Annotated in this window: 12 protein-coding genes and 1 pseudogene; 6 read left to right on the top strand and 7 right to left on the bottom strand. The window is 63.1% G+C overall.

Translation table 11 applies throughout. The annotated features are described in order from the left end of the window. Window positions 1-76 precede the first annotated feature (76 nt). Entirely contained in the window at window positions 77-1,162 is a 1,086-nt protein-coding gene (locus GM655_RS01275; protein ID WP_155432833.1) for a TRAP transporter substrate-binding protein, read from the bottom strand. Between the two features lie 155 nt (window positions 1,163-1,317). Here GM655_RS01275 and GM655_RS01270 point away from each other — a divergent pair, with 155 nt between their 5' ends. Further along, window positions 1,318-2,448 carry a M14 family metallopeptidase gene (locus GM655_RS01270; protein WP_155432832.1) on the top strand — a complete coding sequence of 377 codons (1,131 nt, stop codon included), beginning with the start codon at window positions 1,318-1,320 and terminating at the stop codon, window positions 2,446-2,448. A 98-nt stretch (window positions 2,449-2,546) separates the two neighbouring features. On the opposite strand, the gene pmbA is transcribed toward GM655_RS01270, so the two are convergent. Then, window positions 2,547-3,899: a metalloprotease PmbA gene (gene pmbA / locus GM655_RS01265; protein WP_155432831.1), complete on the bottom strand. Its 1,353-nt coding sequence runs from the start codon at window positions 3,897-3,899 to the stop codon at window positions 2,547-2,549. A gap of 94 nt (window positions 3,900-3,993) precedes the next feature. On the opposite strand from pmbA, the gene yjgA reads away from it, so the two are divergent. Genes yjgA through GM655_RS01250 form a run of 3 tightly spaced genes read left to right on the top strand, consistent with a single transcriptional unit; the run spans window position 3,994 to window position 5,889 of the window. Continuing rightward, a complete protein-coding gene (yjgA, locus tag GM655_RS01260) occupies window positions 3,994-4,599 on the top strand; it encodes a ribosome biogenesis factor YjgA (RefSeq protein WP_155432830.1) in 606 nt (201 codons plus the stop codon). After that, window positions 4,589-5,209, top strand: a complete 621-nt coding sequence (gene mog, locus GM655_RS01255; RefSeq protein ID WP_155432829.1) for a molybdopterin adenylyltransferase — start codon at window positions 4,589-4,591, stop codon at window positions 5,207-5,209. Before yjgA ends, mog begins: the two co-directional genes overlap by 11 nt. Window positions 5,210-5,217: 8 nt before the next feature. Beyond that, window positions 5,218-5,889 carry an alpha/beta hydrolase gene (locus GM655_RS01250; protein WP_155432828.1) on the top strand — a complete coding sequence of 224 codons (672 nt, stop codon included), beginning with the start codon at window positions 5,218-5,220 and terminating at the stop codon, window positions 5,887-5,889. Between the two features lie 25 nt (window positions 5,890-5,914). Here the strand turns inward: GM655_RS01250 and GM655_RS01245 are convergent, their stop codons facing one another. Then, window positions 5,915-6,466 (bottom strand): carboxymuconolactone decarboxylase family protein, encoded by a 552-nt coding sequence (locus GM655_RS01245; RefSeq protein ID WP_155432827.1) that lies wholly within the window; start codon window positions 6,464-6,466, stop codon window positions 5,915-5,917. Between the two features lie 221 nt (window positions 6,467-6,687). On the opposite strand from GM655_RS01245, the gene GM655_RS01240 reads away from it, so the two are divergent. After that, window positions 6,688-8,031 carry an aspartate aminotransferase family protein gene (locus GM655_RS01240; protein ID WP_155432826.1) on the top strand — a complete coding sequence of 448 codons (1,344 nt, stop codon included), beginning with the start codon at window positions 6,688-6,690 and terminating at the stop codon, window positions 8,029-8,031. Here GM655_RS01240 and GM655_RS01235 read toward each other — a convergent pair. The 4 genes and pseudogenes from GM655_RS01235 to GM655_RS01220 all read right to left on the bottom strand — a co-directional run bounded on the left by GM655_RS01235 (window position 8,028) and on the right by GM655_RS01220 (window position 12,503). After that, on the bottom strand, window positions 8,028-8,879 hold the full coding sequence (locus tag GM655_RS01235) for a fumarylacetoacetate hydrolase family protein (protein ID WP_155432825.1): 852 nt from the start codon (window positions 8,877-8,879) through the stop codon (window positions 8,028-8,030). The two genes, GM655_RS01240 and GM655_RS01235, sit on opposite strands and share 4 nt — an antisense overlap. 38 nt (window positions 8,880-8,917) lie before the next feature. Further along, on the bottom strand, window positions 8,918-9,796 hold the full coding sequence (locus tag GM655_RS01230; protein ID WP_229632327.1) for a 2OG-Fe(II) oxygenase: 879 nt from the start codon (window positions 9,794-9,796) through the stop codon (window positions 8,918-8,920). Further along, window positions 9,793-11,037, bottom strand: a complete 1,245-nt coding sequence (locus tag GM655_RS01225) for an MFS transporter (RefSeq protein ID WP_155432824.1) — start codon at window positions 11,035-11,037, stop codon at window positions 9,793-9,795. The genes GM655_RS01230 and GM655_RS01225 overlap by 4 nt, the downstream gene beginning before the upstream one ends. An 8-nt stretch (window positions 11,038-11,045) precedes the next feature. Further along, window positions 11,046-12,503, bottom strand: a pseudogene (locus GM655_RS01220) (KamA family radical SAM protein). A 289-nt stretch (window positions 12,504-12,792) separates the two neighbouring features. On the opposite strand from GM655_RS01220, the gene GM655_RS01215 reads away from it, so the two are divergent. Continuing rightward, on the top strand, window positions 12,793-13,248 hold the full coding sequence (locus GM655_RS01215; RefSeq protein WP_155432823.1) for a cache domain-containing protein: 456 nt from the start codon (window positions 12,793-12,795) through the stop codon (window positions 13,246-13,248). Window positions 13,249-13,251 lie beyond the last annotated feature (3 nt).

Genomic DNA, 13,251 nt, shown 5'->3' with positions numbered 1-13,251 from the left:
GCAACGACTGACAGCCTGCCGTGCCGCGCACGGCGGGCAGGTGGTCACGGACTGCGGGCAGAGGTAGCTACGCCGCCTACTTGCGGCCTGCGCTGATCAGGAAGTTCTGCATCGGCGCTTCCGCCACCGACGCCCACTGGTTCTGGTCACTGCGGAACCTCTTCCACGGCTCGTAGATCTTGCGGAAGGCCGCATTGCGGCCCGCTTCTTCTTCCATGATATCGGTGGCGTGCTTGAACGACGCATCCATGATCTCTTTGGAGAAGGTGTGCAGCTTGGCGCCGTTCTTGATCAGCCGCGCCAGCGCAGCCGGATTGCGCGCATCGTATTCGGCCTGCATCGCCACATGGCATTCGAAGCTGGCCGCTTCGATGGCCGCCTTGTACTCCTTGGGCAGCTTTTCCCACTCCTTGATGTTCACGTACAGCGACAACTGCGGCCCGGCCTCCCACCAGCCCGGCGCGTAGTAGTGCGGCGCCACTTTCACCAGCCCCAGTTTTTCATCGTCGTACGGTCCCACCCACTCGGCGGCATCGATGGTGCCTTTTTCCAGCGCCGCATACACATCGCCACCGGGGATCTGCTGCGGCACCACCCCCATGCGCTCCATGGTGCGGCCGGCAAAACCGGCGATGCGGAACTTCAGCCCTTTCAGATCGGCCACCGTTTTGATCTCCTTGCGGAACCAGCCGCCCATCTGGGTGCCCGTGTTACCGGCCATCAGATTGATCAGGCCATGGCCTTTGAAGAAATCACGCAGCAGTTCGCGCCCGCCGCCCTGATCGATCCACGCCGTCTGCTGGCGCGAGGTCAGGCCGAACGGTACGGCGCAATCGAAAGCAAACGTAGGGTCTTTGCCGAAATAGTAGTAGGAGGCCGTATGGCCGATTTCCACCGTTCCTGCCTGTACCGCATCCATCACCTGCAGCCCGGGCACGATCTCGCCGGCAGCGAACTGGCGAATCATAAACTTGCCGCCCGTCAATTCCGCCACGCGCTTGGTGAAGCGCTCGGCCGAGCCGTAGATGGTGTCCAGGGTTTTCGGGAAGCTGGAAGCGAGGCGCCAGCTAATGGCAGGGCCACCCTGCGCCAATGCCGGTGCGGCCACCGTTGCGGCGCCGGCCGCCAGCGTGCCATGCTTGAGGAAGGAACGACGTTGCATGCAGTTCTCCTGTGGGGGTAGTTTGGCTGCCCAGTGTAGAACCAGTTGTCTGGGCTGGCAATCGCAGAAACGGCACCAGTGCGGCACAACCCTGTATCATGTCGGCACTGCGCCACAAGTGCACACGACAAACACAGAATTTACGGGATTCCGCCATGCCTATCAAAATCAGCCACCAGTTCGACGCTGGTGCCATCGAAGTGATCCGCGCCGACGATCCGGCCCATATCGACCTGAACATCCGCAAGGACTCGCACGCCGACATCACCCAGTGGTTCTACTTCCGCGTGCAGGGTGGCAAAGCCACGCCGCTGACCATGAACTTCCTCAACGCCGGTAGCGCCGCCTATCCGGACGGCTGGAAGGACTATCAGGCCGTGGCCAGCTACGACCGCGAGAACTGGTTCCGTGTGCCGACCCGCTACGACGGCAAGGTGATGACGGTCGAGCATACGCCGGAATACGACAGCGTCTACTACGCCTACTTCGAGCCGTATTCGTGGGAACGCCATCTGGCCCTGCTGGACAATGCCCAGCTGTCGCCGCTGGTGCAACTGGTCGATCTGGGCAGCACCATCGATGGCCACGACCTGAACATGCTGGTGATCGGCGATCCGGAAGCGCAGCAGAAGGTATGGGTTATCGCCCGTCAGCACCCCGGTGAAACCATGGCCGAGTGGTTCGTGGAAGGCATGGTCGAAGCGCTGCTCGATCCGGCCAACCCGTTCGGCCGCCAGTGTCTGAAGGAAGCCGTGTTCTACGTGGTGCCGAATATGAATCCGGACGGCTCGGTGCGCGGCAATCTGCGGACCAATGCAGCCGGCGCCAATCTGAACCGCGAATGGCTGAACCCGACCATGGAGCGCAGCCCGGAAGTCTTCCTGGTCAAGAACAAGATGCTGGAAATCGGCTGCGACCTGTGCCTCGACGTGCACGGCGACGAAGGCCTGCCTTACGTGTTCGTGGCCGGTAGCGAATCGCTGCCTGACTTCACGCCGGATCAGGCCGAGGCGCAGCAGTACTTCATCGATAACTTCCTGATCGCCAGCCCGGACTTCCAGGACGAATACGGCTACGGTGAAACGCCTTACACGCCGGAGACGCTGACCATGGGTTCGCCGCACATCACCCACGCCTTCGGCTGCCTGTCGCTGACGCTGGAAATGCCGTTCAAGGACAACGCCAACGATCCGGATCCGGAAACGGGCTGGAATGGCGCGCGCAGCGCCGAACTGGGTAAAGCCGTGCTGCAGCCAGTGCTGCAATCGCTGCTGGCGCAGCAGTAATGCAGTGATGCGAAAGTAGCACCGGCCTTGCCCTCGCGGCGGGGCTGTGCGGCGGCGGCACAGCTATGGCTGTCCCGCCGCCGTTTTAATTTGGGGCCTTAGCTACCGGCCACCACCATGTTTTCGATCAGGATGGAGCCGGTCTGCTTGGTGCCGCGTACCAGTATGTCGTTACCGACGGCGACGATCTGCGCCAGCATGTCTTTCATATTGCCGGCAATAGTAATTTCTTCGACGGGATACTGGATCACGCCATTCTCGACCCAGAAGCCGGAGGCGCCGCGCGAATAGTCGCCCGTCACGTAGTTGGTGCCCTGCCCCATCAGTTCCGTCACCAGCAGGCCGGTGCCCATCTTGCGCAGCATGCCGGCGAAGTCGTCGCCATCCTGCGTCAGCGAGGAGGTCAGCGCCAGATTGTGCGAGCCGCCCGCATTGCCCGTGGTCTGCATGCCCAGCTTGCGGGCCGAGTAGGTGGACAGGAAGTAGCCCTGCACCACACCATCCTTGACCACATCACGCTTGTGGGTGCGCACGCCTTCTTCGTCGAACGGCGCCGAGCCGACGCCGCCGATGATGTGCGGGTCTTCCGTGATCTGAATATGCTTGGGCAGCACCTGCTTGCCCAGCGAATCGAGCAGGAAGCTGGATTTGCGGTACAGCGCACCACCCGACGTGGCTTGCACGAAGGCGCCCAGCAGACCAGCAGCCAGCGGTGCTTCGAACAGTACAGGGCAGGTACGGGTATCGATGCTGCGCGCATTCAGGCGTGCCAGCGCGCGCTCGGCAGCATAGCGGCCTATGGCTTCCGGCGACGACATCAGGCGCGCATCGCGCACCGACGAGTACCAGTCGTCACGCTGCATATTCGCGCCCTTGCCGGCAATCGGCGCCACCGACAGCGTGTGGCGCGAATACGGATAGCCGCCGATGAAACCACGCGAATTGGCCGAAACGAAGTGCGACTGCTGCACATGTACGCCGGCGCCTTCGCTATTGGTCACGCGCGCATCAACGGCAAACGCGGCCGCTTCGGCACGCTGGGCCAGCGCTACCGCGTCGGCCGTGCTGATGTCCCACGGGTAGTATAGCTGCAGGTCACGCGGGGACATTTCCAGCTGATCCGCGTCGGCCAGACCGGCGCAATCGTCATCGGCCGTGAAGCGGGCGATGTTGTAGGCCGCTTCCACCGTGGCCTTCAGCGAGGCGGCGGAAAAATCGGAAGTGCTGGCATTGCCGCGGCGCTTGCCCACGAAGACAGTGACGCCCATGCCCTTGTCCCGGTTCTGCTCGATGGTCTCGATTTTGCTCTTGCGCACCGACACCGACAGGCCGCTGCCTTCGCTGATTTCGACGGCACAATCGGTGCCGCCCTGCTCGCGGGCATAGGCCAGCACGTCCTGTGCAAGCTGTTTCAACTGGTCCTGAGTATGGCTAAAATGGGTATCGCTCATGGGCTGTAATCTTCGGGTGACTGCTAAAACAGGTATCATAGCAGTCGTTTACAGTTTACAGGTGCGGCCACGCACCGAAGAGAAAGTTAATAATATGGTAAATCCTAATCGCGGAGCCGTCGGCTTTAGCTCGAAAGAATTTGAGCAGGAGTACGAACGCCCTTCCAAGTCCGAGCTCAAACGTCAGGTCAACGCCCTGCAGGAACTGGGTGAAGCCCTTGTCAACGAACCGCGCGACCGCGTAAAACGGGTGCCTATGCCCGAGGACGTGCGCGACGCCATCCTCGAATGCCAGACCATCACCAACCACGAAGGCCGCCGCCGCCAGATGCAGTTCGTGGGCAAGAAGATGCGCACGCTGGACGAAGAGGAAGTGGCGGCCATCCAGCGCGCCATCGATAGCTGGAAAGGCGCCTCCAAGGCCGATACGGCCGCTATGCACGCGCTGGAACGCCGCCGCGACAAGCTGCTGGCTGACGACAACGCCCTGACCACTCTGCTGGCCGAAAATCCGGAACTCGATGTGCAGCACCTGCGCACCCTGATCCGTAACGCCCGCAAGGAACAGGCCGAGAACAAACCGCCCAAGGCCTACCGCGAAATCTTCCAGATTCTGAAGCAGATCGAAGCGGACAAGAAAAAAGCTGCCAGCAGCGATGCAGACGACACCGATACTGATACCGAAGAAGATGACGAGTAATCTGAACAACGACGCCACCCTGCTGATCGGACTGGTGTCGGTTTCCGACCGTGCCAGTGGTGGCGTGTATCAGGATCAGGGCATCCCTGCCCTGCAAGACTGGCTGGCACGCACGCTGACCACGCCGTTCCGCGTCGAGACCCGTTTGATCGCCGACGAAGGGCCGCAGATCGAAGCGACCCTGAAAGAGCTGGTGGACCAGCAGCGCTGCCATCTGGTGCTGACCACGGGCGGCACCGGCCCCGCGCGGCGCGATGTGACACCGGAAGCCACGCTGGCCGTGGGCACCAAGGAAATGCCGGGCTTCGGCGAACAGATGCGCCAGATCAGTTTGCACTTCGTACCGACCGCCATCCTGTCGCGCCAGACCGCCGTGATCCGCGAAACGGCCGACCACGCAGCCCTGATACTGAACCTGCCGGGCCAGCCCAAGGCCATCGCCGAAACGCTGGGCGGCCTGAAGGATGCCGAGGGCGCCACGCTGGTGGGCGGCATCTTTGCCGCCATCCCGTATTGCATCGATCTGATCGGCGGCCCGTATATGGAAACCGATCCGGCCCAGTGCAAAGCCTTCCGTCCCAAGTCGGCCCTGCGTGCGCCCGCAAAATAAGGAACTCCATGAGCCAACTGCTGCAAACCATCGAAAAAGAAACCGGCGCCAACCCGACTGTGTCCATCATCTGGATGCACGGCCTGGGTGCGGACGCCAACGACTTCGTGCCCATGCTGCACGAGCTCGATCTGAGCGGCCTGCCCGCCATCCGCTTCATTTTCCCCAATGCCGACACCATGCCGGTCACCATCAACGGTGGCTACGTCATGCGCGCATGGTATGACATCGTCAACACGGATCTGGGCCGGCAGGAAGACGAAGCCGGTCTGCGCGCTTCGCAAGCCAAGGTGGAAGCACTGATCGCGCGTGAAAAAGCGCGCGGCATTCCGGCTGACCGCATCATTCTGGCCGGCTTCTCGCAAGGCTGCGCCATGACGCTGCAGACGGGCATGCGCCAGCCGGAGAAACTGGCCGGCATGATGTGCCTGTCCGGCTATGTGCCGATAGCCGCCAAGGCAGCGGCCGAACATACGCCGCAAAGCCTGGCCACACCTATCTTCATGGTGCACGGCCAGATGGACCCGGTGATCCCGATCGCTCGCGCCACCCAGTCGCGCGATCTGCTCAAGCAGCTCGGCTACAACGTCGAATGGCACGACTACTATATGCAGCACTCGCTGTGTCAGGAAGAAGTAGTGCACATCAGCGCGTGGCTCAAGCGCGTGCTGCTCGGCTAAGCCAGTCAGCTCCGGCTACCCCTGCTCACGGCAGGGGTGTCGCCGACGATGGCGGTACGGTGGTCTGCGCCGCATTCATCACCATCGCCAGAAACGTGTAGTAACCGTTAATCCCCATCAGATCCACCACCCCGTGTTCGCCGAACGCCGCCAGCGCTGCCGCGTAGGTCGCGTCGTCGACGCGCTGCTGCTGGTGTAGCTGGATGCAAAACTCATACACCAGCGCTTCATCCGGCGCCATGGCGGGCGGCCGCTCACGCGCTGCTATCGCCGTTATCATGGCGTCGCTGATGCCGTACTCGCGCGCGATCGGTTCATGGATGGCCCATTCCACCGGCTGGCTCCAGTGGCGCGCCGTCACCAGTATGGCCAGTTCCGTCAGGCGGGTGCCGATGGCGCTGCGGTAGCGCAGGTATTCGCCCATGCGCTGGGCTGCCGTCATCAGTTCGGGACTACGGATCAGCGGCACGAAGGGCCCATACAGCGCACCGCGCGGCCCATCGATTACCGCCTGCGCAGCCACCTGCTGCGCCGCGCTCATCGCCGCAAACGGCAGCACTCCCAAGCGATCTTCCATCCCACCTCCTATTTAAGAATGGGGTCAGGTCGGGCAAAGTGCAAGTGTCAGGTCGGGCAAAGGGGCAAACGATGCAGGAGTTCAACTGTGCCCCGATGCCCGACCTGACCCCGACACTTTGCCCGACCTGACCCCGCTTTTTGAGCATGGTGCGGCATAGATCAACAGAACACAAGTGCAGCTGGTTTATTGTCGGACTTCCGTCATCACGAGAGCACGCCATGAGCCATCTGCTACACCGGAATCTGCGCCGTACGCCGCCTGTGGCGGTCAGTGCCAGCGGCATTACGCTGCGCGACCAGCAGGGCCGCAGCTATCTCGATGCCAGCGGTGGTGCGGCCGTCTCCTCGCTGGGGCACGGCCACCCTGAAGTGCTGGCCGCCATGCACGCGCAGATGGACCAGCTGGCTTACGCCCATACCTCCTTCTTCACCTGCAAGGCGGCGGAAGAACTGGCGCAGCGGCTGACCGGCGATGCGCCGGGCGACCTCGATCATGTCTATCTGGTTTCGGGCGGTTCGGAAGCGATGGAAGCGGCGCTCAAGCTGGGGCGCCAGTATTATGTGGAAGCGGGCCAGCCGGCACGCAGCCTGCTGATTGCGCGGCGCCAGAGCTACCACGGCAATACGCTCGGTGCACTGGCGATAGGCGGCAATGCATGGCGCCGTCGTCCGTTCGAGCCGCTGCTGATGGACGTGCCCAGAGTGGCGCCCTGCTTCGAATACCGCGAGCGGCGTGAAGGCCAGACCAGTTCCGATTACACGGCCGCGCTGCTGGCCGAACTGGAACAGTGCATACTCGCCCATGGCCCGCACAGCATCATCGGCTTTGTGGCCGAAACCATGGTAGGCGCGACGGCAGGCGCCGTGCCGCCTACCTTCGGCTACTTCCGTGGCGTGCGCAAGCTGTGCGACCAGTACGGCATTTTGCTGATACTTGATGAAGTGATGTGCGGCATGGGCCGTACGGGCACGCTGTACGCGTTCGAGCAGGAAGGCGTGCTGCCCGATCTGGTGGTGCTGGGCAAAGGACTGGGCGCCGGCTACCAGCCCATAGGCGCTGTGCTGGCACGGGCTCACATCGCCCAGCGCCTGCGCGATGGCAGCGGCGCCTTCCAGCATGGCCATACCTATATGGGCCACCCTGTCGCGGCGGCCGCTGCGCTGGCCGTGCAGAAGGTGATACAGCGCGACAATCTGCTGGGCGCCGTGGCCACCCGTGGCGCCACCTTGCGCCGATTGCTGCGCCAGGCGTTTGGCGACCATCCTCATGTGGGCGATATCCGTGGCCGTGGTTTGCTGATGGCGCTGGAGCTGGTGCAGGAACGCAGCAGCAAAACGCCATTCGATCCGGCGCTGGCGCTGCATGCGCTGGTGAAGGACGCCGCCATGGCTTGCGGCCTGCTGGTCTACCCTATGGGTGGCACCATCGATGGCCAGCGCGGCGACCACATCCTGCTGGCGCCGCCCTTCATTGTCACTGATAGCGAACTGGCCGATATCACCGAAAGGCTGGGCGACGCCCTCAAAGCCGCGCTAACGCGGGCGGAAAAGCTGCGCGCCTAGCGTGGCTGCCAGGCGATGACTTCCTGCTGCTGTTCGCCCAGACCGGCGATACCGAGGCGCAGCTTATCGCCCTTCTTGAGGAAGCGCTGCGGCTTGCGGCCCTGGCCCACGCCGGGCGGGGTGTCGGTAGCGATGATGTCGCCCGGTTCCAGCGTCATGAACTTGGACAGGTAGCTGACGATCTGCGCCACCGTGAAGATCATGGTTTCCGTGCTGCCCGTCTGCATGCGCTTGCCGTTCAGTTCCAGATACAGGTCCAACTGCTGCGGGTCGTAAATATCTTCCGGCGTCACCAGCCATGGGCCGACCGGGCCGAAGGTATCGCAACCCTTGCCCTTGTCCCACTGCGGGCCGCGTTCGAGCTGGAACGAGCGCTCCGACAGATCGTTGACCACGGTGTAGCCGGCCACGTATTTGAGTGCATCCTGTTCGCTCACATACTGGGCACGGCTGCCGATTACCACGCCAAGTTCCACTTCCCAGTCGGTTTTCTTCGAGCCTTGCGGCAGCATGACAGGATCATCGGGACCATTCAGGCAGCTGATGGCCTTCATGAACACGATGGGTTCTTTTGGTATCGGCATGCCCGCTTCTGCTGCATGGTCGGAGTAGTTCAGGCCTATGCCGATAAACTTGCCCACGCGCGCCAGCGGCACGCCGAAACGGGGATTGCCGCGTACCAGCGGCAGCGAGGCTTGCGGGATTTTTTCCAGTTTGCGCAGGGCTTTCGGTGCCAGCTGTGCCGCGTCGATATCGCTGATCACGCCGGACAGGTCACGCAGCTTGCCTTCATCATCAATCAGGCCGGGTTTTTCTTTGCCGGGACGGCCATAGCGCACGAGTCTCATATCTATCCTAGGTTAGCAGGGTGGTGTAGACCGCCATTCTAACCGTAGCGCCCCTGCCTCAGCCATTTGTTGGCGATGATCTTGGTGCCGCGCACCACGGGCGCGCCCGCATGCAGGGTCTGGCGGTCCGGCTGGTGGTTGGCATCGGTGTTGAGGAACCACACGGCATTACCCTTGCGCGGATAGATTTCCAGCCCCAGCCCGGGGAAAGCCGTGCCGCCGCCCTGCTCCACATCGCTCAGATACAGCACGAAAGTGGCCAGCCGCTGGCCGCCCATGGCCAGATGGCTGCGATGGCCACCGCTGTCCGGATCCAGCCAGTCGTAATGGGGGCGGTACTCCTGCGTCACGCCATATTTCTGCAACTGGAAAGGCTCGCCGTTTTCCACCGGCCAGTGGGCCAGCGCGGCCAGCCGCCGCTCGATGCGCTCGGCCACTTCCGCTTCGCCGCGCCGGATGAACGCCATTTCACTGGTGCGGCCTTCATGCACCACGCTGGCGCCATCATTTTCTGCGGTGACGGTGGAACGGGTATAGCGATTGCCGCAATGGGCCACGATGGCGTCGCACTCTTCGCTGCTGAGCACATTCCCCAGCAAGATCACCTGCGGCTGCTGCAGCACGAACAGCACATCGACCTCGCGGTCCGGCGTGCTGATACGGTTGCTGCTCAAATCGATATACGGCATCTGCTGCGGTGCCGTGAAGGCGCTCTGCACTGGCGCATCCTCGTGGCCGCCCGCGCGCAAGGCGATGGCGGCGTCAATGGCGGCCATGGCGACGGCCATGCTGTGCTGTCCCGACCCCGCCATGCTGTTGGCCATTTCCAGCGGCCGGCAGCCGCGTGCCAGATTTTCCATGATCCAGTTGCGCCATTCGGCGGGTAAGGCATTGAACACGCTGGTAGATGTCGTCATCGTGGTGTGCTGAGGCTAGTGGCCGGACGTGGCCCCATTCTACCGGATAGCTGAGGCCACAGGTAACGCAATAGGCCCGGCAGTTGCAGCATGATCAGCAGCCCGTAGGCGGCCTGATAGGCTTGCACTGGCGACTGCTGGCCAGCGGACGGCCACAGCGCCACCACCAGCCCGAAGCCCGCCTGCACGGCAAACGCCCCCATGAAAATCAGCAGATTCAGTAACGTCACAGCGCGGGCGCTCAGGCTGGCCGGCATATTCTGCGCGAGGATGGTGTAGTCCATGCCGGTGGCTGTTCCTGTCAGCGTGAACAGCACTGCCAGCACGGGAAAGGCGGGCGGCCAGCGGCACAGCATGGCTAGCTGCACCAGCAGGAACAACGCCACTCCGCAGGCGGCGATGTGCAGCATGGCTATGCCGCGCCGCGCTGCCCACTGCGTCAGCCGGCCCATGACGATTGCACCGAAGATGATGGCCGCCATACTCAGGTACAGCAGATAGCCGACCTGCACTTCCGGATAATGTCCGGCATCGCTGAGCCAGCGCCCCAGCCACAGCCCCTGCACACCGAAATACACCATGTGCGGCACCAGCAGCAAACGCAGCACCTGCCGGAAGCTGGCATCTTGCAGCACCAGCCGCAGCGCCGCACTGCTGGCCGGTGCGCCTTCATCGATAGCCGCGCGCGGCGCGCGCCAGCGCAACAGCAGCGCCCCCGCCAGTACCAGCAGGGCCAGCCCGATGAACACGCCGCGCCAGCCTGCGTAGTGCAGCAGCCAGCGCACGGGCAGCGTGGCCGAGGCAGCACCGAGGCCACCCACCGCCACCAGATAGCCCTGCAGGCTAGGCAGCCGCGCCGGCTCCCCCCACAGCGAAAAGGCTTTCAGCGCCGCCATGAAACAGCCACCCAGCCCGAAGCCCAGCAGCGCGCGCGCTGCCAGTAGCTGGCTGAATTGCTGGCCACCGGCAAAGCCCAGTGCCGCCAGCACTGCCAGCAGCAGCATGGGCCATTGCACCCGCGCCGGTCCCCAGCGGTCGAGCGCCATGCCGACCGGTAGCTGCACCAGTGCGAAGCTGAAAAAGTAGACGCTGGTGAGCAGGCCGAGCTGGCCCGGTGTCAGTGCCAGTGCCGCCATCAGCTGCGGCGCCAGCGTGGCATTCACATTGCGCAGCAGGCATTGCAGGAAGTGGCCGAAAGCAAAAGGCAGAAACACCATGCCGTACAGGTGGCGGTCGGACATGATGACACCTAGGCCGAATGCGGCAGGTCAGCGCCGGAGCCGGAGGCACAGCCAGAGCCGGAGCCGGCGCCGCTGCAACTGGCGCCAGCAGCGCGGCGCAGCGGTATCACTTTGCGCGGCGTGTAGTCGGGCGCGGGCTCGCTGCGGCTGCCGCCCTGCTCTTCGAAGAAAAACTTCTCTTTGCCGAAGGCCGGTTGCAGCTCATCCATCCAGGTCGCTTTGGCATCGTAGCGGGCATAAAACGGCTTGCGCACCCAGTCGGGATTACGCGCCTGCAGGAACTGCAGGGCGAACACTTTTTCACCGCCGATATGGGCCACGCCGTCTATCACCACCTTGCCGGGGAAGGCACTCATGGATGGCCCCCGCACCGTGCGCGACAGGCCGGACACCATCTGGTAGGCCGCCTGAAAAATCTCGTGCGCTCTGGCCAGCGGCAGCTGGAAGTATTCGCGCGGCCCCGTGTCGCGTTCGACGAACATATATTAGGGAATCGCGCCCAGCCGCACGCCGGTCTGCCACAATTCGGCCCAGCTACGCGGGTCTTCGTTGATGTGGCGGATCAGCGGCCCCTGCATGCGCAAGGTGGCGCCCGTGCCGACAATGCGCTTGACAGCCTGCTGGGCGATCTCGGGGCGCAGCTCGACTGCATGGCTGTAGTGGCCCATCACGGCCAGATTGCGTCCGCTGGCCACCACTTTTTCGAACAGGCGCAGCAGATCATCGGCATCGCGGTCGGTGACGAAGCGCTGCGGCCAGTAGGCCACCGACTTGGTACCGATGCGGATGTTCTGGATGTGCGCCAGCTCCGGCACCAGCAGCGGCTCGATCACGGCAGCCAGTGCGCGGGTATTCATGATCAGCGGATCGCCGCCGGTGATCAGCACATCCGTCACTTCCGGATGCAGGCGCAGATAGTGCACCAGTTGCTGCGATTCGGCTGCATCGAATTTCATGTCGTCCATGCCGACGAACTGGGGCCAGCGGAAGCAGAAGGTGCAATACGCATGGCAGGTCTGGCCAGCGCTGGGGAAGAACAGCACGGTTTCCTTGTACTTGTGCTGCATGCCCTTGAGCGGCGCATCGTTCACGCGCGGCACATTGTGCGTCATCTGCCCGGCCGGATGGGGATTCATGCGCAGGCGGATGCGCTGCACCAGCGCGGCCAGCGCCGCCGACGGGGCCTGTCCTTGACCTTGCCCCAGCACCAGTTCGCGCAACTGCGCATAATCGTCCGGCGCCAGCATGTCGCGATGGGGGAAGGTCATGCGGAAGATGGGATCGTTGGGCACGTTGTTCCAGTCGATCAGCTGGTCCATCACATAGGCATTGGTGCGGAACGGCAGCACATGCGATACCACGCGCACGGCTTCCTGCAGATCGGGCGCCAGCCATTCCCACTGGCGCGCACGGCTGATGGTCTGGCGGATATACGGCTGGAACTTGGGCGCGGCAGCGTCGCGCATGGGCACGATATTCATGGCACTTCCTCTCACAGATGGGGCTGGGTGGGACCGGAACAGTGGTCGGGCTGAAGCTGCATGCTAGGCCGCGCGGCCAGCTTGCAATTGCCGTGCGTCAATCATTTAAAAAATGATGCCCGGAAATTTTCTTTGCCTTGATGCAGATAGCGCACAAACTTGCCAGCAAGCTAGAACTTGCGGCAACGCAATTCCTCGCGTCAGCAGCGGCGTACAGTTCAGCAGCTAGCTGTTCCGTCACCGCCCAACCACTCTCCCACCGCGAGGACCTGCCATGAAACTGCTCTCCCTGTTGGCCGCCAGTACGGCCCTGCTGCTGCCCCTGTCTGGCCATGCGGCCGAACCGACCCAGAAAGACGCCATCGCCATGGTGGAAAAAGGTGCGGCCTACCTCAAGGCCCATGGCAAGGAAGACCTGCTGCGCAAGGTCAGTGCCAAAGATCCCGACTACCTGCAAGGCACGCTCTACATCGATGTGCGCGATCTGGCCAGCGGCATCGTGCTGGCCCATCCCGTCAACCCCAGCATCGTCGGCAAGGACCTGACCGATATGCCTGACGCCAGCGGCAAGAAATACCGCCGCGAGATCATCGAGCTGGCCGCCAAAAAAGGCCATGGCTGGGTCGACTACCAGTACAAGAATCCTGCCACCGGCAAGATAGAACCCAAGACCACCTACATCCTGCGCGTCGGCGACGTCGTGCTGGAAGCGGGCATCTATAAAAAATAAAGC

This window comes from Pseudoduganella danionis (assembly GCF_009720775.1).
Lineage (GTDB): Bacteria > Pseudomonadota > Gammaproteobacteria > Burkholderiales > Burkholderiaceae_D > Rugamonas > Rugamonas danionis.
The sequence above is the reverse complement of the archived record's forward strand: the minus strand, read 5'-3'. Positions and strand labels throughout refer to the sequence as shown.

Coding starts and splice junctions, on each gene's coding strand:
- pmbA (WP_155432831.1), bottom strand. CDS start 3,899: ATGAGCGATACCCATTTTAGCCATACTCAGGACCAGTTGAAACAGCTT.
- yjgA (WP_155432830.1), top strand. CDS start 3,994: ATGGTAAATCCTAATCGCGGAGCCGTCGGCTTTAGCTCGAAAGAATTT.
- GM655_RS01245 (WP_155432827.1), bottom strand. CDS start 6,466: ATGGAAGATCGCTTGGGAGTGCTGCCGTTTGCGGCGATGAGCGCGGCG.
- GM655_RS01215 (WP_155432823.1), top strand. CDS start 12,793: ATGAAACTGCTCTCCCTGTTGGCCGCCAGTACGGCCCTGCTGCTGCCC.
- GM655_RS01250 (WP_155432828.1), top strand. CDS start 5,218: ATGAGCCAACTGCTGCAAACCATCGAAAAAGAAACCGGCGCCAACCCG.
- GM655_RS01225 (WP_155432824.1), bottom strand. CDS start 11,037: ATGTCCGACCGCCACCTGTACGGCATGGTGTTTCTGCCTTTTGCTTTC.
- GM655_RS01230 (WP_229632327.1), bottom strand. CDS start 9,796: ATGACGACATCTACCAGCGTGTTCAATGCCTTACCCGCCGAATGGCGC.
- GM655_RS01275 (WP_155432833.1), bottom strand. CDS start 1,162: ATGCAACGTCGTTCCTTCCTCAAGCATGGCACGCTGGCGGCCGGCGCC.
- GM655_RS01235 (WP_155432825.1), bottom strand. CDS start 8,879: ATGAGACTCGTGCGCTATGGCCGTCCCGGCAAAGAAAAACCCGGCCTG.
- GM655_RS01240 (WP_155432826.1), top strand. CDS start 6,688: ATGAGCCATCTGCTACACCGGAATCTGCGCCGTACGCCGCCTGTGGCG.
- mog (WP_155432829.1), top strand. CDS start 4,589: ATGACGAGTAATCTGAACAACGACGCCACCCTGCTGATCGGACTGGTG.
- GM655_RS01270 (WP_155432832.1), top strand. CDS start 1,318: ATGCCTATCAAAATCAGCCACCAGTTCGACGCTGGTGCCATCGAAGTG.